Raw genomic sequence first — 23,389 nt, 5'->3', positions numbered from 1 at the left:
CCTACCCCCTCAACTCCGAGAGATCGTCGACGGTCGTGGTCTCGCGCACGCGGAAGACCGCCACCACCAACGCCAGCCCCACCGCCACCTCGGCGGCGGCAAGGGCGATCAGCAAGAGCGCCGCCCCTTGGGCGGCGAGGCTGCCATACGCGCGGGCGAAGGTGACCAGGCTTAGGTTGGCGGCGTTCAGCATCAGCTCGACCGACATCAGGATCAAGAGCACGCTGCGCCGCACCATCGCCCCGTAGGCCCCAAGCGCGAAGAGCACCGCCGAGATCAAGAGGTAAAAGGTCATCGCCCGGCCTCCCTTTCCGGCTTGACCAGCGCCACCGCGGCCACCGTGGCCACGAAGAGCAGCGCCGCGATGAGCAGGACCGCGTAGAGCCAGTCGCGCCAGAGCACCGGGCCGAGGGCCTTGGCGGTGCCCCCGAAGAGGGCGGCCCTGGCGGTGGCCTCGGCGACCGGCGGGTGGAAGCCGACGAACGCGACCCCCGCGCCCACGAGCAACAGGAGCGCGACGACCGGCGCCGCCAGCCGCAGCCAGGGCAGGGGGTCCACGCCGAGGTCCGCCTTGGCGTCGTAGAGGAGCATGATCACGAAGATGAAGAGCACCATGATGGCCCCGGCGTAGACGATGATCTCGATCCAGCCCAAAAACCGCGCCTCCAGGCGCATGAAGACCGCCCCCATGACGATGAAGTTCGCGGCCAAGGAGAGCGCGGCGTGCACCGCGTTCTTGCTGCGCACCGCCAGGAACCCGGTGAGCAAGAGCAAGACCCCGGCGACGAGGTCGAAGAGGTTCATTCGTAGCTCACCCCCTCGAGCTCGGTGCGCACGTAGGGCACCTTGAAGCCCAGCTTCACCGGCTTCTTGAGGATCTTGGCCTCGCGCCGCTGGGGCTTCGACCCCACGGTGTCCACCAGGAGGTCCTCCTTGCCGTAGACGAAGTCCGAGTAGCGGTAGTCCGCGAGCTCGAACTCGTAGCCCATGACGATCGCCCCGGTCGGGCAGGCCTCCTCGCAGTTGCCGCAGAAGATGCAGCGCAGCATGTTGATCTCGTAGACCTTGGCGTAGCGCTCGCCCGGGGAGACCGGGTTCTCGGGGTCGTTCTCCGCGGGCTCCACGTAGATCGCGTACGCCGGGCAGGCCGCGGCGCAGAGGCTGCACCCGATGCACTTCTCCAGCCCGTCCGGGTGCCGGGTCAGCACGTGCCGCCCGTGGAAACGCGGCTTTAAGGGCACCGGCGCGTCCGGATAGGGGATGGTGACGGGCTTGGAAAAGAAGTGGCGCAGGGTGATCCCGAGCGCCTTCGCCAGCGCCATCACGCTCATAGCGTCCCTCCCTTCGCGACGTAGTAAGCGGTGATCAAGAACCAGACGACCGCGACCGGGAAGAGCACCCCCCAGGCGAAGCGGATCATCTGGTCGTAGCGGGTCCTAAACCAGCTGGCCCAGATCCAGAGCACCAGGAAGATGAAGAGCGCCCACTTCAAGAAGAGCCAGAGCACCGGGATGTCCGGCAGGCCAAAGGGCGCCGCCCAGCCGCCCAGGAAGAGCGTCGCCATCAGCGCCGAGCCCACCACCCAGTGGCCCAGCTCACCGAGGTAGAAGGCGACGAACTTGGTCCCCGAGTACTCGGTGTGAAAGCCGGCGACCAGCTCCTGCTCGGCCTCGGCGAAGTCGAAGGGGGTGCGGCTCATCTCCGCCAGGGCGGCGGTGAAGTACACCAAGAAGGCGGGAAGCTGGTAGACGATCAGCCAGCCGTGTTCCTTTTGCCAGCGCACGATCTCCTGCAGGTTGAGGCTGCCGACCATCAGCACCGGCCCCAGGATGGCCAGACCCAGCGCGAGCTCGTAGCCGATCAACGCGGCGATCGAGCGCATCCCCCCGAGCAGGGGGTACTTGGAGCCGGAGGCCCAGCCGGCGAGGAAGACCCCGTAGACTGCCATCTCGCTGACCGCGAAGACGTAGAGCACCCCGAGGTCCAAATCGGCGACGACCCAGCCGTCGGGCCCCACGGGGATCACCGCGAACGCCGCCAGGGCGAAGGCAAAGGTGAGGATCGGGGCCAGCCAGTAGGCGAGCTTGTCCGCCCGCTCGACGGTGATGGATTCCTTGAAAAAGGCCTTGAGCCCGTCGGCCAGGGGCTGCAACAGGCCGAAGGGGCCCACCCGGTTCGGCCCCAGCCGGACCTGGAAGCGCGCCAGGCCGCGGCGCATGATCCAGGTGATGTAGGCGATGGTCAGGAGCAGGACCACCAGCAGCACGAGAGCCTTGACCGCGGTGACCAGGTAGATCATGCCGCACCCCCTTCAGGCACCAGGAGGCGGAACCCGACCCGGCGGCCGGGGGCCCGCCCCAGCGCGGAGAGGAAGAGCGCGCCCTCAGGCAGTCCGGCGTCGATGCGCACCGTTGCGGTAACCGGACCGAAGGGGGTGGCCACCTCGATCTCCGCCCCCTCGACCAGGTCCAGCCGCCGCGCCTCGTCGGGGGCAGCGAAGAGCCGTGGCTCGCCGGTCGCCCGGCGCACCCGCTCGTCGGCGAGCTGGCGGGCCTTCCACATCGTGGGCCGCAGGTAGAGCCCCCCGGCCTCCGGAGCCCAGGTGGTGGCAAGCCGCGGCCGCGGCCGCCAAAGCCAGCCTTCCTCGGGCGCGACCAGGGGGAGCTTGTAGCGGGCGTGGAGCGCCTGGCGGGCCTCCTGGAGGTTCGAAAAGGGAGCGGCCTTGCCCAGCGCAGTGAAGAGGAGCTTGATCGCCTCCAGGCCATCCAGGCTGCCCAGCGGGGCCACCGGCGCGGCCTTCAGCTCGAGCAGCCGGCCCTCGGCGTTGACGAAGCCGCCGGCCTTTTCGTAGAAGGTCTTGGCCGGGAAGACCAGGTCCGCGTGGGCCGCGACGCGGGGGTCGAGGTGGGTGGCGAAGACCACCTTGAAGCCGCTGGCAAGCGTTCCGTCCTCAGGCAGCGCCCCGTAGTACACCCCGGCCTCGGGCCGCTCCTGTCGGGTCCCGGGCCAGACCCCGACGGCCTCCAGGCCCCGGGCGTTGGCCGCCGGGGGCATCGCCAGCACCTGGGCTCCCTTGGCCCGCGCCAGACGCTCGGCGATCGCCGCCGCCTCGGGGTCTTGAAGCACCTCGGCACCGAGGATCAGCACCCGGCGCTTGGCCGCCAAGAACCGCTCCGCCGCGTGTTCCAGGGCCTCCGGGGGCACCCCCGGTACCTCGGGGGCGGGCTTCTTGTCGAGCCGGGCCTCGATCGCCATCAGCAGCCGCGCCACCGCGCCCGGGGCGTAGACCCCCTTGGTGCCGGAAAAGGCCATCAACCCCGTGGGATAGGGGGCGAAGGTCGAAAGCCGCCGCCCGTCCCGGGGCATCCGCTCCTTGATCTGCAGGTCGGCGATCGGGGTGCCGTGGTAAAAGCGCGGCGGGGGCTTGAGCCCCTTCAAGAACGCCTGTAAGCGCAGATAGAGCCCCGGCATCTCGGCCTCGGGGTCCCCGACCACCAAGGCGAAGTCGGCCTCGAGGAGGTCCGCGTAGCGGATCGGTTCGAAGTTCGAGACCGGGTAGGGGGTGCGGTTCTCGAAGTCGAGGTGAGGGCTCCCGAAGCGCCGCGCGGCCTCGGCGAAGGCCAGCCCCTCCTCGATCGTGGCGTCGCCGGCCAGGAAGAAGGCTACCTTGGACCCCTCGACCCGGCCCAGCCCCTCGGCCAGGGCGGCCATCGCCTCGGGCATGCCGACCTCGACCAGGCGGCCGTCCTTGCGCACCAGCGGCGCCCGAAGCCGGTCCTCGTTCACCCAGGCGTGGCCGAAGCGGGCCGCGTCCGAGATCCAGATCTCGTTGGTCTCCGGGTTCTCCCGGGCACGGATGCGCTCCAGACGGCCGGAGCGCGCGTCCACCCAGATCGCCGCCCCGAAGGCGTCGTTGAGGTCATAGGTGGGGGTCTTCTCGAACTCCCAGTTGCGGGCGCGGAAGCGGGCGGTGAGGTCGAGCAGGGCCCCGACCGGGCAGATGTCGGTGATGTTGCCGGTGTAGCCCGGGGGGAGGCCCTCCTCGCTGCCGATGAAGGTGTGGTTGCCGCGCTCGATGAAGTCCAGCACCTCCTGCCCGGGGATCTCCTCGAAGTAGCGGACGCAGCGCTTGCAGTGGATGCAGCGCTCGCGGTCGAGGACGATGAACTCGCTGAGCTTGTGGTGCTTGTCGGCGTGGCGCTTGGTGAAGTCGAAGCGGGAGTAGAGGACGGTCTTCAACCCGTTCCTGGTCTCGGTGTAGTACTTCTCGAAGAGGCCGTACTCGTAGGAGCGGTCCTGCAGCTCGCAGGCCCCGCCCTTGTCGCAGGTGGGGCAGTCCAGGGGGTGGTTGATGAGGTGGAACTCGACCATCCCCGCCTGGGCCTTCTTGACCTCGTCGGAGAGGGTGTCGACGACCATGCCCTCGGTGGCCTCGAGGGTGCAGGAGGCCATCAGCTTGGGGAACCAGAAGATCCTGGGCTCGCCGGTCTCGTCCTTGATCCACGCCCCGTCCGGCCCCTTGCGCGGCGCGCCGGCCTTGACCAGGCACATGCGGCAGGCCCCGATCGGGGAGAGGTGCCGCTCACTGCAGAAGTAGGGCACGTCGTAGCCGGCGTGGAAGATCGCGTCCAGGACCGAGGTGCCCTTGGGCACCTCGACCCAGCGGTCGTTGATCTTGACCCTTGGCATGGCTACCTCCAGCGTCCCTTCTTGTCCACCGCGCAGGCCTTGTGCGTCAGGTGGTGCTCGAACTCGTGGCGGAAGTGGCGGAGCGCCCCCCGCACCGGCCAGACCGCGGCGTCGGCCAGGGGGCAGAAGGCCTTGCCCTCGATGTTGTCCAGGAGGTCCTCGAGGAGCTCGATGTCCCCGGGCTTGCCCCGGCCGGTCTCGATCTGCCCCAGGAGCTTGGTCATCCAGCCCGCCACCCCTTCACGGCAGGGGGTGCACTTGCCGCAGGACTCGTGGCCGTAAAAGCGCACCAGGTTCCACATCGCGTCCACGATGCAGGTGGACTCGGGGATGAGGATCACCCCGCCGGTGCCGAGCATCGTGCCCTTTTGCTGCAGGTGCTCGTAGTCCATCGGGGTGTCCAGGGTCTCGTCGTCGAAGGGCAGGAGCGGGGTCGACGAGCCCCCCGGGATCAGGGCCTTGATCGGCTCCTTCACCCCTCCCGCCCAGTCGAAGATCAGCTCCCGGAAGGTGGTGCCCATGGGCAGCTCGTAGACCCCCGGGCGCACCGCCGGGCCGGAGACCTGGTAGAGCTTCATCCCCTTGGACTTGTCGTAGCCCATCTGGGCGAACCACTCCGCGCCGCGGGCGATGATGTGCACCACGCTGGCGATCGTCTCGACGTTGTTGATCGTGGTGGGCTTGCCAAAGAGGCCCTTTTGGGCCGGAAAGGGGGGCTTTAAGCGGGGGTTCGCGCGCAGGCCCTCGAGGGAGTTCATCAGCGCGGTCTCCTCGCCGCAGATGTAGGCCCCGGCGCCGCGGTGGACGTAGAGGTCGAAGTCGAACCCGGAGCCGAAGAGGTTCTTTCCCAGGTAGCCCTGGGCGTAGGCCTCCTCGATCGCCGCCACCAGCCGGTCGTAGGCCCTGCGGTACTCCCCGCGAATGTAGACGTAGCCCTTGGTGGCGCGGATCGCGTAGCCCGCGAGGATCATCCCCTCGATCGCCTGGTGGGGGTCGTCCTCGAGGATGTAGCGGTCCTTGAACGAACCGGGCTCGGACTCGTCGGCGTTCATGATGATGTAGTGCTGCTGGCCGTCGTCCTTGGGCATGAAGGACCACTTCAGCCCGGTGGGGAAGCCAGCCCCGCCGCGGCCGCGCAGCCCGGACGTCTTGACCTCCTCGATGACCTCGTCCGGGGTCATCTTCAAAAGCGCCTTCTTCGCCGCCTCGTAGCCCCCGTGCTCGAGGTAGTAGGCCAGGGTGTGCGACCCCGGCCGGCCCACGTGGGCGTAAAGGGTGCGCTCGAACCGGGGGTCGTGACCGGAGACGATGGGCGTTTCGCTCATGCCCCCTCCTCCCGCACGTGGTGCCCGCAGTCCCCGGGCAGCTCGATCTCCTCCAGCGTCTTGCCCTCGCGCAGGCCGGAAAGCAGCGCCTTGAGCCGCTCCCGGGTCACGCACTCGACGTAGGGCGCGTCGTTGATCTGCACCACCGGGGCGGTGTGGCAGGAGCCCAGGCACTCGACCTTCTGGATGGAGAAGAGGCCGTCCGGGGTCACCTCCCCGGGCCCCACGCCGAGCTCGCTGCGCAGGGTGTCCCAGAGCTCCTCGGCCCCCGCCAGGGCGCAGGAGAGGGTGGCGCAGACCTGGATGTGGTACTTCCCGGTGGGCAGGGCCTGGTAGTAGGAGTAAAAGCTCATCACCCCGCGCACCTCGGTGGGGGTGGTGCCGACGAGCGCCGCGATCTCGGCGATGCGTTCGGCGGAGACGTGGCCCTCCTCCTCCTGCACCTTGCGCAAGAGCGGCATCACCGCCGCCCGGCGGTTCTCCGGCGGGTAGTTGGCGAAGACCCGCTGCAACCAGTCCTGCTTGTCGTCAAAGAATCCCATGCCTGATCACCTATCCACGTCGCCCAAGACCGGGTCGAAGCTCGCCAGGATCGCCACCAGGTCCTGGAAGAAGTGCCCCTTGGCGGCGAAGGGCAAGGACTGCAGGTTGAAGAAGCTGGGGGTGCGCACCTTCACCCGGTAGGGCAGGCTCCCCCCGTCGGAGACGATGTAGTAGCCGAGCTCCCCGCGGGCGCTCTCGGTGGGCACGTAGGCCTCACCGGGCGGCACCTCGAACCCCTCGGTGGCCAGCTTGAAGTGGTAGATCACCGCCTCCATCGAGCTGTCGAGGAGCTTCTTGTCGGGGAAGGAGAAGTGGGGGTTGGGGTCGCGGATCGGCCCCGGCGCCAGGCGCTCGAGCGCCTGGCGGACGATGCGCGCCGACTGGCGCATCTCCTCCAGCCGGATCACCATCCGGTCCCAGGTGTCCCCCCGCTCGCCCAGCGGCACCTCGAAGTCGTAGGTCTCGTAGCCCGAATAGGGGTAGGCCTTGCGCACGTCGTAGTTGACCCCGCTGGCGCGCAGCGAGCCCCCGGTCAGGCCGTAGGCGATCGCCACCTCCGGGGGCACCACCCCGACGCCGCGGGCCCGCCCCTCGAAGATTGGGCTGCCCACGAAGAGCCCCTGGTAGTCGTCGACGCGGTGATCGAAGGTGTCCAGGAACTTCTTGAGCTCGGCGGGGAACTCCTCGGGCAGGTCCTCCCTAAGGCCGCCGATGCGGATGTAGTTGTGGTGGAAGCGCTGCCCGGTGACCCACTCGAAGAGGTCCAGGATCGTCTCCCGCTCGCGGAAGGCGTAGAAGTACGGGGTCATCGCCCCCAGGTCCAAGAGCCCGGTGGCCACGAAGATCAGGTGGCTGGCGATGCGGGAGAGCTCGTTCAGCATTACCCGGATCACCTGGGCCCGCTCGGGCACCTCGGCGCCGAGGAGCTTTTCCACGCTCAAGGCGTAGGCCAGGTCGTGGGCGAAGGAGTGGAGGTAGTCCATCCGCGGGGTGAAGGTGATGTTCTGGTGGTAGGTGCGGTTCTCCATCACCTTCTCGAACCCCGTGTGCAGGTAGCCGATGTGGGGGACGACGTCGGCGACCTCCTCGCCGTAGAGCGTGACCACCAAGCGCAGCACCCCGTGGGTCGAGGGGTGCTGGGGGCCCATGTTGAGGACCATCTCCTCGACGCGGAGCTCCTTGGGCGGGTTGGACTGGCTCATCGCCGCTCTCCCTTCCGGCGCCCCCCGCGCCATCCGGTCAGGCCCTTCTCCTTACCCTTGAGGCCGGCGCGGAACTGCTCGGGGTTGATGTAGCGCCCGTCCTTGAAGAGGGTCGGGGTCTCGCCGAGGGGGTGGTCCTTGCGCAAGGGGTGCCCCTCGTAGTCGTCGGGGGTGAGGATCTTGCGCAGGTCGGGGTGCCCCTCGAAGACCAGGCCGAAGAGGTCGTAGATCTCGCGCTCGGGAAAGTTGGCGCTGGGCCAGAGGCCGACCACGCTGGGGAGCCTGGGGCTGGCCTCCGGCACCCAGACCCGGGGGTAGATGCGGCTTCCGTCGCCGTCGGCGAACCCCGGCAGGCTGACCAGCTCGTAGACCACCGCGAAGCGCTCGGGGGTCGGCGACGGGTACTCGAGGTAGTCGATTCCAATCACGTCGGCCAGGTAGTTGAAGCCCATGGCCTTGAACGCGGTCATGGCCTCGATCAGGTCCTCGCGCGGGAGCTCGAGGTGCAGGAGGTCATGGGCCTCGTGGACCGGATAGCCCTTCTCCTCGGCGTAGGCCCGGGCCTGCTCGCGACGGGTCATCGCCCCTCCCTTGCCCAGGCCTCGACCGGGGGAAGCTTGCGCCCCGCCTCGTCGAAGGCCTGGCCGCGAATCTTCTTTTGCAGCTGCATCACCGCGTAGATCAGCGCCTCCGGGCGCGGCGGGCAGCCGGGCACGAAGACGTCGACCGGCACCACCGAGTCCACCGACTGCACGATCGCGTAGTTGTTGAACATCCCCCCGGAAGAGGCGCAGGCCCCCATGCTGATCACCCATTTGGGGTCGGCCATCTGGTCGTAGACCCGGCGCATCACCGGGGCCATCTTCTTGGAGAGGCGCCCGGCGACGATCATCACGTCGGCCTGGCGGGGGCTTGCGCGGAAGACCTCACTGCCGAACCGCGAGAGGTCGTTGCGCGCGTCGGTGCTGGCCATCATCTCGATGGCGCAGCAGGCCAGGCCGAAGGTCACCGGCCAGAGCGAGTTGGAGCGGCCCCAGGCAATCAGCTTGTCCAGGGTGGTAAAGAGGATGCCCTGGCGCTCGAGCTCCCTAAAGTCGCGTTCGTAGGCGTCTAGTCCCACCGCATCACCCCCTTGAGCCACTCGTAGAGGAAGCCGAGCATCACCACCGCGGTGAAGCCCAGCACCGCCCAGAACCCAACCAATCCCAGGGTGCCGGCGTTCACCGCGTAGGGCCAGAGGAAGGCGACCTCCACGTCGAAGATCAAAAACAGCATGCCCACCGCGTAAAAGTGCGCCGGCAAACGGCGCACGAACCCGGCGGGCTCGAGCCCCGACTCGTAGGCCGAGAGCTTGGCCTTCCTCGGCCGCCGCGGTCCCAGGAGCGACCCCGCGGCGACCACCGCGGCGGAGATGGTGAGCGCGAGGATGAGGTAGATCAGGGCGTTGAGGTATTCCACCGTTGGGTCCATGTCCCCTCCTTGAGATTCCTTTCACTAACTTCGGCTAGCCCGCTCATGCTCCGGTCATCTTACGCCGAGTTCAAAACTACAAACGTCCCTAGCGATCCACGCGCATGCCGCTTTGCTTTTTCACCCGACCGGTCTGGACCTCCTCGCGTCCGCCGATCAGGCCCATCCAAACCAACGCGGTCTGATCCGACTCGAACTGGAGCGGTCGCACGTGCTGCGCGACGACCCCCTCGCCGCCGCGCTTCTTGGCGCGCTCGAGGGCCTCCTCCGGGCTCTCCGCGGCCACCACGTAGATCGCCTCGAGGCGCTCGGGGAGGTCGCCTTGGAGTTCGTTGGTCACCAAAAAGAGCTTCATACCCCAGAGTTTAAGCGGGGCAACGCCGGCGGTGCAGGCGCGCGGCGCACAATGTCGCCTAGGCTTGAACCATGCTGCGCGCCACCCTGAAGCCGGGCAAGGAAAAGAAGGTCAAGAACTTCTACCCCACGATCTACGCCGACGAGCTCGCCGAGGCCCCGAAGGCGGCCGGCCTGGTGAACGTCTTTTCGGCCCACGGGGAGATCCTCGGCGTCGGCTACCACGCCCCCGGCCTCAAGGCCGCGATCCGGCTCTACCGCTTCACCCCCGGCCCCCTCGACGCGGCCTTCTTCGCCGCGCGCATCGCGGCCGCGATGCGCCGGCGCGAAGGGCTTGGGCCCCATCACCGCCTGCTCCACGCCGAGGCCGATGGCCTCCCGGGGCTCGTCGTCGATCGCTTCGACACCGTCTTGCTGGTGCAGGTGCGCACCCAAAGCGCCGAGGCCCTCAAACCCCGCTGGGCGGGGCCCCTCAGGGCCCTGACCGGGGCAAGCGTCGCGGTCTGCGTCGACACCGAGGCCCGGCGCAGGGAGGGCCTGCCCCCGGCCCAGGGCACCCTTTGGGGCGAACGGCCGGAGCGCCTAAGGGTCGAGGAGGATGGCCTGGTCTTCGAGATCCCCCTGGCCCTGGCCCAGACCAAGGGGTTCTACCTCGACCAGCGCGAGAACCGGCGCCGCTTCGAGGCCGGCGTCCACCCCGGCATGCGCGTCCTCGACGTCTACAGCCACGTCGGCGGCTTCGCCTTGCGCGCCGCCCGCAAGGGCGCCCGGGTCCTCGCCGTGGACAAGGACCTGAACGCCCTCAGGGTCCTCGACGAGACCGCCCGGCGCCACGGGCTCTCCGTCGACCTCCGCCAGGGGGAGGCCCTCGAGGTCCTGGGCCAGCTCGCGCGCGAAGCGCGCCGCTTCGAGCGCATCGTCCTCGACCCCCCCGCCCTGGCCAAGACGCCGCGGGAGGTGCCCCGGGCCAAGCGGATCTTCGTGGCCCTGATCGGCCACGCCCTGAGGCTTCTGGCCCCCGGCGGCCAGGTCTGGGTCTCGAGCTGCAGCTACCCCATCAAGGAAGCGGACCTCCTCGAAGCCGCCCGCCGCGCCGGAGCCGACACGCGCACCCGGCTGGTGGTCGAGGCGATCACCCACCAGCCCCCGGATCACCCCTGGGTGCTCCAGGTCCCGGAGACCCTCTACCTGAAGACGCTGATCCTCACCCCGTATCCCGTAGAGTGAGGCATGGTTCCAGTCGGGTTCAACGAAGCCAGGGTCGAGGGCGGGGAACTTTGGCTCAAAGGCCCCGTCTTCCAGGCCCGGATCCAGGCCCGGGGGCCGGCCTGGCGGATCCTGGTCTTCCTCCGCCCCCAGGACCGGGACAAGGAGAGCTACGCGGTTGTCGCCGAAGCGACCGCGCCGATCGCCTTCGACGGCGAGACCGCCAGGGCCGAGGGCCTCCCGCCGCTCACCCTCACCCTCAACCCCTTCACCTTCCGCTTCGAGACCTTGCGCGCCAGCGGGCTCTTCGCCAAGCCGCTCGAGACCTGGCGCGGCGTCGAACGGGTGACCCTCGACCCCCTGGGCGTGACCCACCCCACCCCGCCCGCCGAGGGCCACCCCCTCGGCGGGGGCTTCGTCCTCTGGCTGGAGGAACCCGAGGCCCGCCGCTACTTCGGCCTCGGCGAACGCACCGGCTTCCTGGACAAGAAAGGCCGGCGCTACACCCACTGGAACATCGACGACACCGACCACGAGGAGGGCACCGACAACCTCTACCAAAGCCAGCCCTTCCTGCTCGCGGTGGACGGTGGCCAGGCCGCGGGGATCGTCCTCGACGAGACCTGGCGGACGGTCTTCGACCTAGCCCGAAGCGATCCAACGAAGACCAGCCTCTCGACCCCCGGCCCGACCTTCGACCTCTACCTCCTCCCCGGCCCCCGGCCCGACCAGGTCGTTTCCCGACTGGCCGAGCTCACCGGCCGTCCCCCGCTGCCCCCGCTCTGGGCGCTCGGCTACCACCAGTGCCGCTACAGCTACCCCGACGAGGCCAGCGTGCGCGAGGTCGTCGAGGCCTTCAAGGCCCACCGCATCCCCCTCTCCGCGATCTGGCTGGACATCGACCACATGGACGGCTACCGGGTCTTTACCTTCCACCCGGAGCGCTTTCCCGACCCCAAGGGGCTGGCCGAGGCGCTGGCCGAGGAGGGGGTCAGGATGGTGGCGATCGTCGACCCCTCGGTCAAGAAGGAGACCGGCTACCGGGTCTACGAAAAGGGCCGGCGGCTCGACGCCTTCGTCAAGGACCCCCGGGGCAACGAGGTCGTCGGCGAGGTCTGGCCCAAGCCCGCGGTCTGGCCGGACTTCACCCAGGAGCGGGTGCGCCGCTGGTGGGCCTCGCTGCACCGCTTCTACCTGGAAAAGGGGATCAGCGGGATCTGGAACGACATGAACGAACCCTCGGTCTTTTCCCTCGAGGGCCAGAGCGGCGAGGCGCCGGCCGTGGGCAAGACCCTGCCCCCGGGGGTGCTCCACGGCAAGAAGACCCACGCCGAGGTGCACAACGTCTACGGCCAGTGCATGAGCCGGGCGACCTTCGAGGGCCTGAAGGCCCTGGCCCCCCACCGCAGGCCCTTCGTCCTCACCCGCTCCGGCTTCCTCGGGATCCAGCGCTACGCCTGGGTCTGGACCGGGGACAACAAGAGCTACTGGTCGCACTTGGAGATGAGCATCCCCATGCTCCTCAACCTGGGCCTCTCCGGCGTGGCCTTCGCCGGGGCGGACATCGGGGGCTTCACCGAGGACGCGGACCCCGAACTCTTGCTGCGCTGGACCCAGCTCGGGGTCTTCTACCCCTTCATGCGCAACCACGCGGCGAAGACCAGCCGGCACCAGGAGCCCTACGCCTTCGGTGAGCCCTGGACCGGGCGGATCGCCGCGGCGATCCGCCTGCGCTACCGGCTCTTGCCCTACGTCTACGCCCTGGCCAAGACCGCGAGCGAGACCGGGGCCCCCCTAATGCGGCCGCTCTTTTGGCACTTCCCCGACGAGGCCGCGGCCTACGAGGTCTACGACCAGTTCCTCTTCGGCCCCGCCCTCCTGGTGGCGCCGATGACCCGGCCCGGGCAGACCACCCGTACCCTCTACCTGCCCCGGGGCGACTGGCAGGACTGGCACACCGGCGCGCGCTACCGGGGGCCGGGCTGGGTCAGCGTCCCCGCCCCCCTCGAGGTCATTCCCCTCTTCCTGCGCGAGGGGCACGCCGTCCCCCTGGCCCCCCCGGAGCCGCCGAAGGACGCCTTCTTTCCCGCGCTCGAGGTGCGCGTCTTCCCCGAGGGCAAGAGCCGGGGGGCGCTCTATCTGGACGCCGGGGACGGGACGGCGCCCGGGACCTGGGTCGCGATCGAGGCCGATCCCCAAGCGGGGGCGTTCTTGGGCCCCAAAGGGGCCCGGGCCTTCTTCCTCGACGAACGGGGCGAGATGCGCTGGCTCTAGCGGCGCCAAGCCCTACAATGGCCAAGCATGAACGCCTTCGAACGCCTGCTCTGGGCCGCGCGCTGGATGATGGTCCTCCCGGTCGTCGCCCTCCTCTTCGGGACCGTGTTCTTCGCCGGGGAGGCGGTCTACTACATCTACTTAGCCTTCTTCGGCCACGCGGAAAACCCCGTGGTGAAGACGATTCAGGCCCTGGACGCGAGCCTGCTGGCCGCGGTCTTCGTGATCTTCTCCCTGGGGCTTTACGAGCTCTTCATCGCCGAGCTCAAGGTGGGCGGCGGGGTCTTCGACAAGGTCCTCGAGGTCGCCGACCTCGACGACCTCAAGAGCAAGCTGGGCAAGGTGGTGGTGATGCTCTTGATCGTCAAGTTCTTCGAGCTGGCCCAGCTGATGGAGGCCACCACCCCCTTCGAGATGGTCCAGTTCGCCGGGGCGATCGCCCTCCTGGCGCTGGCGCTCTGGCTGATCCGGACCAAGGAGGAGTGAGCTTTATAAAACCTCGCTCATTAAAGTTGACTTACACCCTCGCGGCGGGCTAGACTTTAGAGGGTTATGAAGAAGCGAAAGAGCAAGCTCACCGCAGAGGAACTCGAGAAGAAACACCAGATCGCCCTCAACACCTTCGTCCGCGAGCAGTGGGGCGAGCTCCCCGGGGAGCTCGAGGTCAAGCTCAAGAGCCTCAAGGCCTGGGGGTTCGATCTGATCTTCGGCCTGCGCCAGGGCGAGGAGGCGGTCTTCGTCGCCGAGACCTCCGAGGGCCGGGAGCCCGGCGACGTCTACGAGGAACGGGGCGAGGTCTTCGAGGTCAAGGAGATCCTTAGCGAGCTTCCCAAGGGCGCGAAGCTCCTCATCCGGGTGGCCCTGGAGGAGCGCCGGGGGGTGATCCGCGCCTACTACCGCGCCCCCCGCGGGGAGGAGACCGAGCTCTTCGCCCTGCCCGCCGCCGAGCTCTTGCTCGCCTACTTCAAGAAACGGGGGTTCGGCAAGCTGCTCGAGGCCTTCCACTCCTCGGGCCTGACCACCGAGTTCATCCAGAAGAACGGGGAGGCCGGCAAGGCCTACGCCTTCGAGGCCCTGCCGCCGAAGATGCGCCGCGCCCTGCGCGAGGCCCGCGACGTGCTGAAAAAGCACGCCGGGATGGGGCGCTTCACCCTGGTCTACTTCGGCAAGAACAAGGACGGCGAGGACCGCTACGTCGTCACCTGGCTGCTGCCCACGATCAAGCTGTTCGACGTCGAGGTCGCCGAGCACGTGGACAAGCTGCTCGCAGCGCTGGACTAAAGGAGGAACGACGATGGTCATCACCAAGAAACACGCGATCGCCCTGGAACGCCTGCTCGCCGACGAGGAGGCCGGAAAGCCCTACACCCCGATCGAGGCGGTGGACGACGCGACCTTCACCGAGCTGGAGATGACCGGCCTGGCCCGCTTCCAGACCCCGGTCAAGCTCGTCCCCACCTACCTGGGGCGCGAGCTGGCCTGGATCCTGCGCGACCTCTACGCCCTCGGACCCAAGCCCTACGCGGAGGACGAGGCGGAGGTCGCCGGGGACCTGGTGATCCTCGAGGCCTACGGCCTGGACAAGCCCGAAGCCTGGGAGGAGGGCTGGCGCTGGCTGGGCAGCGAGGTCATCGCCATGCTCGACGCCGCGGAGCGCGCCGGCCGGGTCGGCCCCCTGGCGGAGGCGGCCCTGATGCAGCGGGGCCTCGCCGCGCGGGTGCGGGACCGCGAGCGGAAGGTCGAGCGCTTGACGCTGACCGACCAGGGGCGGCGGGTGCTCGAGGTCTACCGCGCCGCGGAGCCCGGGCTGGAGATCTCCGCCGAGCTCGCCGAGGTCATCCGCAAGACCCCGCTGGGCCCCGCGCCCTCCTCGGAGCTGCCCACCGGGAGCCACCAGGAACACCTCCTGGAGAACATGCGCCTCATCGCCTACTCGGTGCCCGATTCCGACGTCTTCGCCTACACCGCCCTCGGCCAGGCGGTGAAGAAGGCCCTGGAGACCGGGGGCTTCGGCGAGGGGGACGTGCTCACCTCGGACCTGCTCTGGACCCTCGCCGACTACACGGACACCGGCGAGGCCACCGAGGCGGCGCTGGCCACGTTGCAGGCGCTGGGCTACGTGGGCCCGTCAGGGGAGCTCCTGCCCGCCGGGGAGTGGGCGCTCGAGGCCCTCAGGCTCTACACCCAGGGCGCCCGGGCCGACGTCTGGTCCTTCTCCATCGAAGCCGAGGAGGCCGAGGTGCTGAAGACGATCGCCGCCCTCTGGGCGAAGGCCGAGCAAAACCCCGAGGAGGTCCCGACCTTCGAGCGCCTCAAGCGGGAGATGATCGACCGCAAGGTGCGCGAGTACAAGGCCCTGGTCGAGAAGTACGGCCGGCGCCTGGACGAGATGCCCTACAAGAAGCGGCTGATCGCCGAGCGCTTCCAGGCCGCCAAGGACCTCGCCCGCTGGTACGAGGAGAACTTCGACCTGCGCGAGGCGCTGCACTCGCTGGAGTCCTTCAACCTCATCGAGAGCAGCGTCGACGAGAAGGGCCGGGAGGTCTTCTTGGTCAGCGACTGGGGGGAGAGGGTCAAGGAGGACCAGACGCAAAACGAGCGGGACATCCCCTCGACCGGGGTCAAGGCCATCACCATGACCCGGAAGACCTTCAACGCGCCGGGCCTGGCGTGGTACCAAGAGGGCCGCGAGGCCGGGCTGCTGGGCAGCGCCGCGCCCACCCAGTCGGGCTTCCTCTACGCCCATCTGGCGGAGCACATCCAGCGCCTGCCGCACCTCACCAAGTACGAGCTGATGGTCTTCCACAAGATCCCGGCCAAGGGGATGAGCCTCGAGGAGCTCTACCAGGCGCTCGAGGGCCAGCTCGATCGCGAGCGCATCCGCTGGGCGCTGGAGAAGCTCGAGGCCCGGCACTTCGTCGAGGTCCTCCCCGACCACAACATCGTCGAGACCGAGGCCGGGGAGCTCTTGGACCGCGCCCTGGCGGGGGTGCCGGAGGGGTTCGGCAACCCGGTGAACCCGCTGGTGGTGCGCCTCTTGCGTGCGCTGCGCGAGGCCGGCACCCTCTACGTCAAGGAGCGCCGGGTGCGCATCCTGCCCCGGAACATCGAGAAGGCCGTCCGCCTCTCGGGGCTTTCCAAGGCGGCCTGGGACAACGCCATGGAGGCCGCCCGCGTCGCCGGGTTCGTGGGCAAGAACGCGGTCAACGAGGCCGGGCTCTTGCTCCTCGAGGTCGCGGAGAAGATGAACCCCGGCGAAGCGGTCCACGGTCTGGCGGAGATCGTCGCTTAGGGAGGCCGGTATGGACCACGAACTGCTGAAAAGGCTCGCGGAGGCCGGGGACTGGGCGGGACTCGCCCAGGCCCTCCTCCAGGCCTTCCCCAAAGGCCTGGTCGGTGAGCGGGACGCGCTGGTCACCTTCCTGGTCAGCCAGGTCGGGCTGGCGCACAAGGACGCGGTCAAGGTGGCCAAGGCCCTGGAGCAGGGGGGGTTCGCCCACCACCTGCCCGGGGACCGGCCGCGCTGGATCTTCACCTCCCGCTCGATCGACCTGCGCCAGCTGATGCGCCTTTTGGACCAGGAGTACAAGGCCTTCGTCGGCGAGGGAGACGAGGACCCCCGGGAGGCCGCGCTGCGCTTCATCGGCGGCGCCTTGGGGGTGGACCGCGAGGTCGCCGAGGAGGTCCTCGAGGGCCTGACCGCGGCCGGCTACGCCGAGCCCGGCCACAGCCCCGAGGCGGCCCGCGACCAGATCCTGATCCACTTCCCCGAGGCCTTCGCGATGACCTACCGGGTGTAAGGTGTTCCTGGTCACCTTCACCCCCACCGCCCACGGCCGCGGCGGCTTCCCCCGCGACGAGGCCGGCCGCCCCTACCTCCCCGGCAAGGACCTCGAGGAGGCCCTGCGGGCCGCGGCCTTCGTCTACGCCACCCGCAAGGACCCGGCCTTCAAGGCCCGGGTGCACAAGGCGGTGATCGCCGAGAAGGCCGACCTGATGCGCCTCGCCCGAACGCTAGAGGCGGAGCTCTTGGCCTTCGAGCCGGCGCTGGCCGACCTGGAGCTGCCGCCGCGCCTCTACCACGAGGCCGGCGAGGTCCGAACGCGGCGGGCCCTGCTCGTCAGCCTGACCAAGCACGAGGTGCTCCGGGATGCGACGATCGAGGTCGTCGAAGGGGTCTTCCCCCTCCCCTGGGATCCCCCGGAACGGCTGCGCCAGTGGCTCGCCGCCGCCGGCCGCAGCCTCAGCGAGGCGCTGGCGACGATGGAGCTGGAGGCGGTGCGCGAGGCGCTCCCCGAGCTCGTCCCCCTCTACGAGGCCCTGAAGGCGGCCAAGCTCAAAAAGGCCCCCTGGCCGCTGCGCCTCGGCTACTGGGGCGAGGACCCGTTGCGCGCCCGGTTGATCGCCTTTCGCCGGATCCCCGAGGTGCGGCGGGCGCTCGAGCGCCTGGGCTACCGGATCGAGCCCCGGCGCCTCCTCTACCTGCCCAAGGAGAAGCAGACCCTGGGCTGGGTGCACCTCGAAGCAGCCCTCTAACCTCGCGCGACACCGTGGCCTGCGGCACATGCCGCAGGTCTTTTGTTTTGAAAAGGCTTATTGACCTTAAGCAGAAAATGCGCAATAATGCTGCACGAGGTGATATGAATGAAGAACGTTGCCGGTAGTTTGGTGCTAAGCGTGATCGTCGCCCTCCTGGTGGGGCTCGGCGCGGGCATCTACCTGGAGTCCGGCCGCGCCCGCGCGACGCTCGAGACCATCCCCCCCTCCCCCATCGTCGTCTCCGCGAACTACGACAAGGCCAAGAACGAGCTGGTCCTCGAGCTCGCGAACCCCGGCGTTCTGCCCCTGACCCTGGTCGACCAGACCGTGGTCTTCACCCCGGGGAGCCAGTCCAAGCAGAAGGCCTACGCCCTGGCCGCGGTGCCGCTCAACCTCGCGCTCCCCGGCGGGGCCTCGGTCAAGGTGCACCTGGCCCTGAAGCCGAACAGCGAGACCCTCAAGCCCGGGGACGTGGTGGCCGGCACCGTGACCTACACCCACCCGCTCTCCAACGACGTCTACAGCGTCACCCGCCTCTTCAAGCTGGAGGAAGGGCGATGAAAAAGGCGCTGGCCTGGCTCTGGTTCTTGCTCTTCGCCTTGATCGTCTTCTTCGGGGCGAGCCTCCTCGCCTGGGGGGCCACCCCGGAGACGCTGGCCTTTTTGCTGGGGCTCTTCGGCTTTTTGGTCCTCGCCAACCCTTTGCTCTTCGGCTACGCCGGGCTGCTCGGCTTCCTCGGTGAGCTGGCCCGCGGCCACCGCCCGGAAGCGCTGGCGCGGGAGGCGCTCGCCCTGCCCGAGGCGCTCCTCAAGGAGCTCAGCGCGCTGGCCCTGGGCACCCTCTGGTTCGGCCAGCTCGCCCCCTACCGCTACACCTACTACGGCCTCTTCCTGGTGGTCGTGCTGGTCGGCCTGGCCCCCCAGCTGGCCACCCCGGCCCTGGGCTGGGCGGGGGCGCTGACCGGGCTGATCTGGGGCGCCGCGGTGCCCACCGTCCTGGTCTTCGCGCTCGAGCTCACCGCCTCCTGGCAACTTGCCCACTTGGCCCGGGAGCTGGAAGGCTAGACTGAACCCATGTTCCCCATCCGCGACTCGCTCTTGCACGGGCCCGCGCCGATGACGCGCGGGCTCATCCTGGCCAACGTGCTGGTCTTCTTGTGGCAGGTCTCCGGCGGCCCCGAGCACTTCGCCTGGACGATCCAGGCCCTGGGGTTCGTGCCCGCCCTCTTTTGGGCCGATCCCCTGGGCGAGGCCTGGCGCATCTTCAGCGCCATGTTCCTGCACGGCGGCGTCGCCCACATCGTCGGGAACATGTGGTTCTTGTGGGTCTTCGGCCCCGGCGTCGAGGATCGGCTGGGTTCCGGGCGCTACCTCGTTCTGTACCTCGTCGCCGGAGTCGGCGCGGCGCTCACCCAGGCCGCGGTGCTGCCCGCCAGCCCGGTGCCCATGGTCGGGGCCTCGGGGGCGATCTCCGGGGTGCTCGGGGCCTACTTCGTCTTGCTGCCCCAGGCCTACATCCTGACCATGGTCTGGTTCATCCTGCCCTTTTTCTTCTGGCTGCCGGCCGCGACCTACGCCGCCTACTGGCTCTTGTTGCAGTTCCTCTACGGCCTGGCCGGCGTGCCCGGAGTGGCCTGGTGGGCGCACATCGGCGGCTTCCTGGTGGGCGCGGCGTTGGCCCCGCTCCTCAAGGCCCCGCGCCCCTACCGGGCCGATCCCTTTTGGTACAGCTTCGCGGAAGCTGCTAGCGTAAGAGGAGGGAGGTAAGCATGGACCCAATCAGCATGCTCTTTTGGCTCTTCATCATCTTCTCGATGCTCTCGCCGTACATGCAGCAGCAGGCGCTCTTCGCGGCGAGGGCACGGAAGATCGCCGAGCTCGAGCGCAAGCGCAAGTCCCGGGTGATCACCCTGATCCACCGCCAGGAGGCGATCAACTTTCTGGGGATCCCCCTGAGCCGCTTCATCACCATCGACGACTCCGAGCACGTCCTGCGCGCCATCCGCATGACCGACGACAACGTGCCGATCGACTTCATCCTGCACACCCCGGGGGGGCTGGTGCTGGCCGCGGAGCAGATCGCCCGCGCCCTCAAGAACCACCCCGCGAAGGTCACCGTCTTCGTCCCCCACTACGCGATGTCCGGCGGCACGCTGATTTCCTTGGCGGCGGACGAGATCGTGATGGACGAGAACGCCGTCCTGGGCCCGGTGGACCCCCAGCTCGGCCAGTACCCGGCGGCCTCGATCGTCAAGGTGCTCGAGCAGAAGGAGCCCAAGGACATCGACGACCAGACCCTGATCTACGCCGACGTCTCGAAGAAGGCCCTCAAGCAGGTCAAGGCCTTCGTCAAGGAGCTCCTGCAAAGCAAGATGGACGAGGCCAAGGCCGAGGAGGTCGCGGAGATCCTCTCCCAGGGCACCTGGACCCACGACTACCCGATCTTCGTCGACGAGGGAAGGAAGCTCGGCCTGCCCATCCAGACCGAGATGCCAAAGGAGGTCTACGAGCTGATGGAGCTCTACCCCCAGCCCCAGATGGGCCGCCCCAGCGTGCAGTACGTCCCCACGCCGCATCAGCGGGAGGTGGGGCCGCCGCCCAACAAGGGCTAGGCCAACGCCCGGGTCGCGGCCCGGGCGTTTTAGTAAACCCAGCCCAGCCAGGCCAGATAGCCTGCGAGCAAGAGCGCCGCCTCCCGCCGCCCGAGCCGCATCCCGGTCCAGAGGAAGCCCCAGGCCAAGAGCGAAAGCGCGAGCATGCCGAGCAGGTCCGGCCCCACCCCGGGCCGCACCGAAAGCGGCCGCACCAGCGCCACCGTGCCCAGGATCCCGAGCACGTTGAAGACGTTCGAGCCGATCACGTTGCCGAGCACGATGTCCCCCTCACGGCGAAGCGCGGCGACGACCGCGGCGGCGAGCTCAGGGAGGCTGGTGCCCACCGCGACCACGCTGAGGCCGATCACCCGTTCGGGCACGCCAAAGCCCTGGGCCAGGGCCACCGCCCCCTCGACCAGGGCCCGCGCCCCGAGGCTCAAGAGGCCCACCCCGAGCGCCACGAACAAAAGCCGCAGCCCCAGGCGCCGCGCGGCCGGGCCGTAGGCGGCCTCGAACGCGGCGAGGACCTCGGGAGGCTCCCGGTCCCGCAAGAGGACCCAGAGGTAGCCGAAAAGCAAGAGCAGGAAGACCGCGCCCTCGAGCCGCCCCACCCGCCCGTCGGCCGCGGCGAGGACCAAGAGCAGGCTCACCCCCAGCATGAAGGGCAGCTCCCGGCGCAGGAAGCGGGCCTGGGCGCGGATCGGCTGGATCAGCGCGGCCAGGGCCAGGATCAGCCCCAGGTTCGCGGCGTTGGAGCCGACGACGTTGCCGAAGGCGATCTCCGGGGTGCCGGCGAGGGCGGCGGCGAGGCTCGCCGCGAGCTCCGGAGCGGAGGTGCCGAACGCGACCACGGTCAGCCCCACGACGAGCGGCGACCAGCCCAGGGCCCGGGCAAGGAGGGCCGCGTTCCGGACCAAGAGCTCCCCACCGACATAGAGCAGCCCCACCCCCAGCAGGATCCAAACGAGCGGCGTCACTCGGCCTCCTCGGGGAGCGAAAGCCCCACCGCCCGGGCCAGCTGCGCCAGCTCCTCAGAAGAGAGCCGCCGCCAGGCGCCGGGCTTGAGCCCCCCCAGGCGGAGGGGCCCGAACTTGACCCGGACCAGGCGCGCCACCGGGTAGCCGATCGCGCGCATCATCCGGCGCACCTCGCGCTTTTTCCCCTCGGTCAGGGTGAGGACCGCCCCGTGCGGAGCCGGGCGGGCCTTTTTGGCAAAAAGGCGCTCCCCCCGGTCCTCGATGCCGCGCTCGAGCCGCCGCAAGGCCCGCGCCGGAGGGGTTCCCCTTCGGCTGTAGACCCGGTAGACCTTCTCCACGCCGTAGCGGGGGTGCATCAAGCGGTGGGCGAGCTCCCCCCAGTTGGTAAGGAGCAAGAGGCCCTCGCTCTCCACGTCCAGCCGGCCCGCGGAGACGAGCCCGGGAATTTCCGGAACGAGCTGGTAGACGGTGCGCCGGGCGTGGGGGTCGCGGTGGGTGGTCGCGTACCCCCGGGGCTTGTGCAGGACCAGCGCCACCGGGGCCTCTGGCGGGGGGACCGGCCGGCCGTCCACGCTCACCTCGCTCCCCGGGGCCACCGTGTCGCCGAGCCGGGCCACGCGGCCGTCCACCCGCACCCGGCCTTGGCGGATCAGGGCTTCGGCCTTGCGGCGCGAGGCCACCCCGGCCCGGGCCAGGTACTTTTGCAGCCGCTCGGCCATCGGCCCAAAGTCTACGGTAAAATCCGGAGTGCATGCCGCTTTTCGCCGTCGACAAACCCCTGGGCCTGACCTCCCACGACGTGGTGGACCTCGCGCGGGAAACGCTCCGCGTCCGGCGCATCGGCCACACCGGCACCCTGGACCCCCTGGCGAGCGGGGTCCTGGTCCTGGCCAGCGCCCCGCACACCAAGCTCATCCCCTTCCTCTCCGAGGCGGATAAGGAGTACATCGCCTGGATCTCCTTCGGGGCCACCACCCCCACCCTGGACGCCGAGGGACCGGTGGTGGAGACCGCCCCGGTCGAGCTCAGCGAGCGGCGGCTGAAGCGCGCCCTCAAGGCCTTTTTGGAGATGACCGCGCAGCGCCCCCCGGCCTACTCGGCGGTCAAGGTCGGGGGCGTGCGGGCCTACGAGGCGGCCCGGCGGGGAGAGGCGCTCGAGCTCGCCCCCCGCCCGGTGCGCTACGACGCGGTGGAACTCCTGGCCCTCGAAGACGCCCCCCGCCCCAAGCGCATCAAGAAGACCGGCGAGGGCTGGACCCTCGCCGAGCGCGGGCGCGAGGTCGGGATCCCCGAGCCTTTGGGCCCCTTCCCCACGGCGATCGTGCGCCTGGTGGTGGGGCCCGGGACCTACGTGCGCGCCTTTGCCCGGGACCTCGGGGAGATGCTCGGCACCAAGGCCTTCCTCTCCGGGCTGGTGCGCACCCGGGTGGGGCGGATCGACCTCAGCCAGGCCCAGCCCCCGGAGCGGCTGGAGCAGGCGCGGATCCCCGAAAGGGAGGCCCTGCCCTTCCCCACCGTGGAGCTCGGGCCCGCGGAGGTCCGCCGGGTGATGGAGGGCATCCCGCTGCCCATCCCCGCGCGGGGCCTGGTCGGGCTCGCCGACCCCCGCGGGCGGCTGATCGCGGTCGCCGAAGGCGACGGCTTCAAGCTAAAGATCCGCCGCGTCTTCAAGTAAGAAGGTCTCCTTGATCAAGGGCCGTTTGAGCACCACCGAGGTGCGCGTCTCGCCGAGCGCCGAGAGGTCCTCGATGACCCGCCTCAGGCCGTCGATCGAGCGGGCGACGACGCGCAGGATGAAGGACGAGGCCCCGGTGACGAAGTAGCACTCCCGCACCAGGGGCTGCCCCTCGGCGTAGCTCCAGACCGCGTCGTAGCGCACCGGGTCGGTGGCCAGCTCGATCATGGCGTTGACCGCAAAGCCGAGCGCCTCGAGGTCCACCCGGGCCCCGTAGCCGCGGATCACCCCCAGGTCCTCGAGCCGCCTTACCCGCTCGGCGACCGCCGGCGGGGAGAGCCCCACCCGCCGGCCCAGCTCGGCGAAGCTGAGCCGGCCCTCGCGCTGCAGCCAGTCCAGGATCTGGCGGTCCCGGGCGTCGAGCCGGACCTTGGAACCTTCGGCCATACCAAGAATCCTACCGCAGAACCGATGGCCTTTTGAGCGTTCGGGTTTCGATTCTGGGTTTTTCTCCGCCCACGGGCCGGGCTAGGCTAACCCTC

27 protein-coding genes are annotated in these 23,389 nt (G+C 69.4%); 12 read left to right on the top strand and 15 right to left on the bottom strand.

Annotation, left to right across the window (positions count from 1 at the left end):
• Position 1 precedes the first annotated feature (1 nt).
• The 12 genes from nuoK to ACZ48Y_RS09090 all read right to left on the bottom strand — a co-directional run bounded on the left by nuoK (position 2) and on the right by ACZ48Y_RS09090 (position 9,584).
• On the bottom strand, positions 2-295 hold the full coding sequence (gene nuoK, locus ACZ48Y_RS09145) for an NADH-quinone oxidoreductase subunit NuoK (protein WP_464740585.1): 294 nt from the start codon (positions 293-295) through the stop codon (positions 2-4).
• Positions 292-804: an NADH-quinone oxidoreductase subunit J family protein gene (locus ACZ48Y_RS09140; RefSeq protein ID WP_464740583.1), complete on the bottom strand. Its 513-nt coding sequence runs from the start codon at positions 802-804 to the stop codon at positions 292-294. The genes nuoK and ACZ48Y_RS09140 overlap by 4 nt, the downstream gene beginning before the upstream one ends.
• A complete protein-coding gene (gene nuoI, locus ACZ48Y_RS09135) occupies positions 801-1,331 on the bottom strand; it encodes an NADH-quinone oxidoreductase subunit NuoI (protein WP_464740581.1) in 531 nt (176 codons plus the stop codon). The genes ACZ48Y_RS09140 and nuoI overlap by 4 nt, the downstream gene beginning before the upstream one ends.
• Positions 1,328-2,299 carry a complex I subunit 1/NuoH family protein gene (locus ACZ48Y_RS09130; protein ID WP_464740579.1) on the bottom strand — a complete coding sequence of 324 codons (972 nt, stop codon included), beginning with the start codon at positions 2,297-2,299 and terminating at the stop codon, positions 1,328-1,330. Before ACZ48Y_RS09130 ends, nuoI begins: the two co-directional genes overlap by 4 nt.
• Positions 2,296-4,689 carry a molybdopterin-dependent oxidoreductase gene (locus ACZ48Y_RS09125; protein ID WP_464740577.1) on the bottom strand — a complete coding sequence of 798 codons (2,394 nt, stop codon included), beginning with the start codon at positions 4,687-4,689 and terminating at the stop codon, positions 2,296-2,298. The genes ACZ48Y_RS09130 and ACZ48Y_RS09125 overlap by 4 nt, the downstream gene beginning before the upstream one ends.
• Before the next feature lie 2 nt (positions 4,690-4,691).
• Positions 4,692-6,014: an NADH-quinone oxidoreductase subunit NuoF gene (gene nuoF / locus ACZ48Y_RS09120; protein ID WP_464740575.1), complete on the bottom strand. Its 1,323-nt coding sequence runs from the start codon at positions 6,012-6,014 to the stop codon at positions 4,692-4,694.
• Positions 6,011-6,556 (bottom strand): NADH-quinone oxidoreductase subunit NuoE, encoded by a 546-nt coding sequence (nuoE, locus tag ACZ48Y_RS09115; RefSeq protein ID WP_464740573.1) that lies wholly within the window; start codon positions 6,554-6,556, stop codon positions 6,011-6,013. Before nuoE ends, nuoF begins: the two co-directional genes overlap by 4 nt.
• A gap of 6 nt (positions 6,557-6,562) precedes the next feature.
• Positions 6,563-7,792, bottom strand: coding sequence for an NADH dehydrogenase (quinone) subunit D (gene nuoD, locus ACZ48Y_RS09110; RefSeq protein ID WP_464740571.1), 1,230 nt, complete (start codon positions 7,790-7,792; stop codon positions 6,563-6,565).
• Complete coding sequence (locus ACZ48Y_RS09105) at positions 7,756-8,340, bottom strand: NADH-quinone oxidoreductase subunit C (protein ID WP_464740569.1); 585 nt, start codon at positions 8,338-8,340, stop codon at positions 7,756-7,758. Before ACZ48Y_RS09105 ends, nuoD begins: the two co-directional genes overlap by 37 nt.
• On the bottom strand, positions 8,337-8,879 hold the full coding sequence (nuoB, locus tag ACZ48Y_RS09100; protein WP_464740567.1) for an NADH-quinone oxidoreductase subunit NuoB: 543 nt from the start codon (positions 8,877-8,879) through the stop codon (positions 8,337-8,339). The genes ACZ48Y_RS09105 and nuoB overlap by 4 nt, the downstream gene beginning before the upstream one ends.
• Complete coding sequence (locus ACZ48Y_RS09095) at positions 8,870-9,229, bottom strand: NADH-quinone oxidoreductase subunit A (protein ID WP_464740565.1); 360 nt, start codon at positions 9,227-9,229, stop codon at positions 8,870-8,872. The genes nuoB and ACZ48Y_RS09095 overlap by 10 nt, the downstream gene beginning before the upstream one ends.
• 88 nt (positions 9,230-9,317) lie before the next feature.
• Entirely contained in the window at positions 9,318-9,584 is a 267-nt protein-coding gene (locus ACZ48Y_RS09090; protein ID WP_464740563.1) for a hypothetical protein, read from the bottom strand.
• 71 nt (positions 9,585-9,655) lie between these two features.
• On the opposite strand from ACZ48Y_RS09090, the gene ACZ48Y_RS09085 reads away from it, so the two are divergent.
• The 11 genes from ACZ48Y_RS09085 (at position 9,656) to ACZ48Y_RS09035 (ending at position 20,213) form a co-directional block, all read left to right on the top strand.
• A complete protein-coding gene (locus tag ACZ48Y_RS09085; RefSeq protein WP_464740561.1) occupies positions 9,656-10,810 on the top strand; it encodes a class I SAM-dependent rRNA methyltransferase in 1,155 nt (384 codons plus the stop codon).
• A gap of 3 nt (positions 10,811-10,813) precedes the next feature.
• Positions 10,814-13,063: a glycoside hydrolase family 31 protein gene (locus ACZ48Y_RS09080; RefSeq protein WP_464740559.1), complete on the top strand. Its 2,250-nt coding sequence runs from the start codon at positions 10,814-10,816 to the stop codon at positions 13,061-13,063.
• Between the two features lie 27 nt (positions 13,064-13,090).
• Positions 13,091-13,549: a YqhA family protein gene (locus ACZ48Y_RS09075; RefSeq protein WP_464740557.1), complete on the top strand. Its 459-nt coding sequence runs from the start codon at positions 13,091-13,093 to the stop codon at positions 13,547-13,549.
• A gap of 66 nt (positions 13,550-13,615) precedes the next feature.
• Positions 13,616-14,344, top strand: a complete 729-nt coding sequence (locus ACZ48Y_RS09070; RefSeq protein ID WP_464740555.1) for a TIGR00703 family protein — start codon at positions 13,616-13,618, stop codon at positions 14,342-14,344.
• Between the two features lie 13 nt (positions 14,345-14,357).
• Positions 14,358-16,355, top strand: a complete 1,998-nt coding sequence (locus ACZ48Y_RS09065; protein ID WP_464740553.1) for a DUF505 domain-containing protein — start codon at positions 14,358-14,360, stop codon at positions 16,353-16,355.
• Positions 16,356-16,365: 10 nt separating this feature from the next.
• Positions 16,366-16,863 (top strand): hypothetical protein, encoded by a 498-nt coding sequence (locus ACZ48Y_RS09060; protein ID WP_464740551.1) that lies wholly within the window; start codon positions 16,366-16,368, stop codon positions 16,861-16,863.
• Position 16,864: 1 nt separating this feature from the next.
• Entirely contained in the window at positions 16,865-17,599 is a 735-nt protein-coding gene (locus ACZ48Y_RS09055) for a hypothetical protein (RefSeq protein WP_464740549.1), read from the top strand.
• A 141-nt stretch (positions 17,600-17,740) separates the two neighbouring features.
• Positions 17,741-18,163 (top strand): hypothetical protein, encoded by a 423-nt coding sequence (locus tag ACZ48Y_RS09050; protein ID WP_464740547.1) that lies wholly within the window; start codon positions 17,741-17,743, stop codon positions 18,161-18,163.
• Complete coding sequence (locus tag ACZ48Y_RS09045) at positions 18,160-18,666, top strand: hypothetical protein (RefSeq protein ID WP_464740545.1); 507 nt, start codon at positions 18,160-18,162, stop codon at positions 18,664-18,666. Before ACZ48Y_RS09050 ends, ACZ48Y_RS09045 begins: the two co-directional genes overlap by 4 nt.
• A gap of 9 nt (positions 18,667-18,675) precedes the next feature.
• Positions 18,676-19,368: a rhomboid family intramembrane serine protease gene (locus ACZ48Y_RS09040; RefSeq protein WP_464740543.1), complete on the top strand. Its 693-nt coding sequence runs from the start codon at positions 18,676-18,678 to the stop codon at positions 19,366-19,368.
• Positions 19,369-19,370: 2 nt separating this feature from the next.
• Entirely contained in the window at positions 19,371-20,213 is an 843-nt protein-coding gene (locus ACZ48Y_RS09035; protein WP_464740541.1) for an SDH family Clp fold serine proteinase, read from the top strand.
• 29 nt (positions 20,214-20,242) lie between these two features.
• Here the strand turns inward: ACZ48Y_RS09035 and ACZ48Y_RS09030 are convergent, their stop codons facing one another.
• Both ACZ48Y_RS09030 and ACZ48Y_RS09025 read right to left on the bottom strand, forming a co-directional pair.
• Positions 20,243-21,172 carry a calcium/sodium antiporter gene (locus ACZ48Y_RS09030; protein ID WP_464740539.1) on the bottom strand — a complete coding sequence of 310 codons (930 nt, stop codon included), beginning with the start codon at positions 21,170-21,172 and terminating at the stop codon, positions 20,243-20,245.
• Positions 21,169-21,891, bottom strand: coding sequence for a pseudouridine synthase (locus ACZ48Y_RS09025; RefSeq protein WP_464740537.1), 723 nt, complete (start codon positions 21,889-21,891; stop codon positions 21,169-21,171). Before ACZ48Y_RS09025 ends, ACZ48Y_RS09030 begins: the two co-directional genes overlap by 4 nt.
• Before the next feature lie 32 nt (positions 21,892-21,923).
• Here ACZ48Y_RS09025 and truB point away from each other — a divergent pair, with 32 nt between their 5' ends.
• The gene (gene truB, locus ACZ48Y_RS09020) at positions 21,924-22,847 is read left to right on the top strand and encodes a tRNA pseudouridine(55) synthase TruB (RefSeq protein ID WP_464740535.1); all 924 of its coding nucleotides are present in this window, start codon (positions 21,924-21,926) and stop codon (positions 22,845-22,847) included.
• Here truB and ACZ48Y_RS09015 read toward each other — a convergent pair.
• Complete coding sequence (locus tag ACZ48Y_RS09015; RefSeq protein WP_464740533.1) at positions 22,821-23,294, bottom strand: Lrp/AsnC family transcriptional regulator; 474 nt, start codon at positions 23,292-23,294, stop codon at positions 22,821-22,823. The genes truB and ACZ48Y_RS09015 overlap by 27 nt on opposite strands.
• Between the last annotated feature and the right edge of the window lie 95 nt (positions 23,295-23,389).

This window comes from Rhabdothermus arcticus (assembly GCF_055382915.1).
The sequence above is the reverse complement of the archived record's forward strand: the minus strand, read 5'-3'. Positions and strand labels throughout refer to the sequence as shown.

What these genes read in the sequence shown, in the direction of transcription:
- nuoK (WP_464740585.1), bottom strand. Translation starts at nt 295, where the DNA reads ATGACCTTTTACCTCTTGATCTCGGCGGTGCTCTTCGCGCTTGGGGCC.
- ACZ48Y_RS09140 (WP_464740583.1), bottom strand. Translation starts at nt 804, where the DNA reads ATGAACCTCTTCGACCTCGTCGCCGGGGTCTTGCTCTTGCTCACCGGG.
- nuoI (WP_464740581.1), bottom strand. Translation starts at nt 1,331, where the DNA reads ATGAGCGTGATGGCGCTGGCGAAGGCGCTCGGGATCACCCTGCGCCAC.
- ACZ48Y_RS09130 (WP_464740579.1), bottom strand. Translation starts at nt 2,299, where the DNA reads ATGATCTACCTGGTCACCGCGGTCAAGGCTCTCGTGCTGCTGGTGGTC.
- ACZ48Y_RS09125 (WP_464740577.1), bottom strand. Translation starts at nt 4,689, where the DNA reads ATGCCAAGGGTCAAGATCAACGACCGCTGGGTCGAGGTGCCCAAGGGC.
- nuoF (WP_464740575.1), bottom strand. Translation starts at nt 6,014, where the DNA reads ATGAGCGAAACGCCCATCGTCTCCGGTCACGACCCCCGGTTCGAGCGC.
- nuoE (WP_464740573.1), bottom strand. Translation starts at nt 6,556, where the DNA reads ATGGGATTCTTTGACGACAAGCAGGACTGGTTGCAGCGGGTCTTCGCC.
- nuoD (WP_464740571.1), bottom strand. Translation starts at nt 7,792, where the DNA reads ATGGCGCGGGGGGCGCCGGAAGGGAGAGCGGCGATGAGCCAGTCCAAC.
- ACZ48Y_RS09105 (WP_464740569.1), bottom strand. Translation starts at nt 8,340, where the DNA reads ATGACCCGTCGCGAGCAGGCCCGGGCCTACGCCGAGGAGAAGGGCTAT.
- ACZ48Y_RS09095 (WP_464740565.1), bottom strand. Translation starts at nt 9,229, where the DNA reads ATGGACCCAACGGTGGAATACCTCAACGCCCTGATCTACCTCATCCTC.
- ACZ48Y_RS09090 (WP_464740563.1), bottom strand. Translation starts at nt 9,584, where the DNA reads ATGAAGCTCTTTTTGGTGACCAACGAACTCCAAGGCGACCTCCCCGAG.
- ACZ48Y_RS09085 (WP_464740561.1), top strand. Translation starts at nt 9,656, where the DNA reads ATGCTGCGCGCCACCCTGAAGCCGGGCAAGGAAAAGAAGGTCAAGAAC.
- ACZ48Y_RS09080 (WP_464740559.1), top strand. Translation starts at nt 10,814, where the DNA reads ATGGTTCCAGTCGGGTTCAACGAAGCCAGGGTCGAGGGCGGGGAACTT.
- ACZ48Y_RS09075 (WP_464740557.1), top strand. Translation starts at nt 13,091, where the DNA reads ATGAACGCCTTCGAACGCCTGCTCTGGGCCGCGCGCTGGATGATGGTC.
- ACZ48Y_RS09070 (WP_464740555.1), top strand. Translation starts at nt 13,616, where the DNA reads ATGAAGAAGCGAAAGAGCAAGCTCACCGCAGAGGAACTCGAGAAGAAA.
- ACZ48Y_RS09065 (WP_464740553.1), top strand. Translation starts at nt 14,358, where the DNA reads ATGGTCATCACCAAGAAACACGCGATCGCCCTGGAACGCCTGCTCGCC.
- ACZ48Y_RS09060 (WP_464740551.1), top strand. Translation starts at nt 16,366, where the DNA reads ATGGACCACGAACTGCTGAAAAGGCTCGCGGAGGCCGGGGACTGGGCG.
- ACZ48Y_RS09045 (WP_464740545.1), top strand. Translation starts at nt 18,160, where the DNA reads ATGAAAAAGGCGCTGGCCTGGCTCTGGTTCTTGCTCTTCGCCTTGATC.
- ACZ48Y_RS09040 (WP_464740543.1), top strand. Translation starts at nt 18,676, where the DNA reads ATGTTCCCCATCCGCGACTCGCTCTTGCACGGGCCCGCGCCGATGACG.
- ACZ48Y_RS09035 (WP_464740541.1), top strand. Translation starts at nt 19,371, where the DNA reads ATGGACCCAATCAGCATGCTCTTTTGGCTCTTCATCATCTTCTCGATG.
- ACZ48Y_RS09025 (WP_464740537.1), bottom strand. Translation starts at nt 21,891, where the DNA reads ATGGCCGAGCGGCTGCAAAAGTACCTGGCCCGGGCCGGGGTGGCCTCG.
- truB (WP_464740535.1), top strand. Translation starts at nt 21,924, where the DNA reads ATGCCGCTTTTCGCCGTCGACAAACCCCTGGGCCTGACCTCCCACGAC.
- ACZ48Y_RS09015 (WP_464740533.1), bottom strand. Translation starts at nt 23,294, where the DNA reads ATGGCCGAAGGTTCCAAGGTCCGGCTCGACGCCCGGGACCGCCAGATC.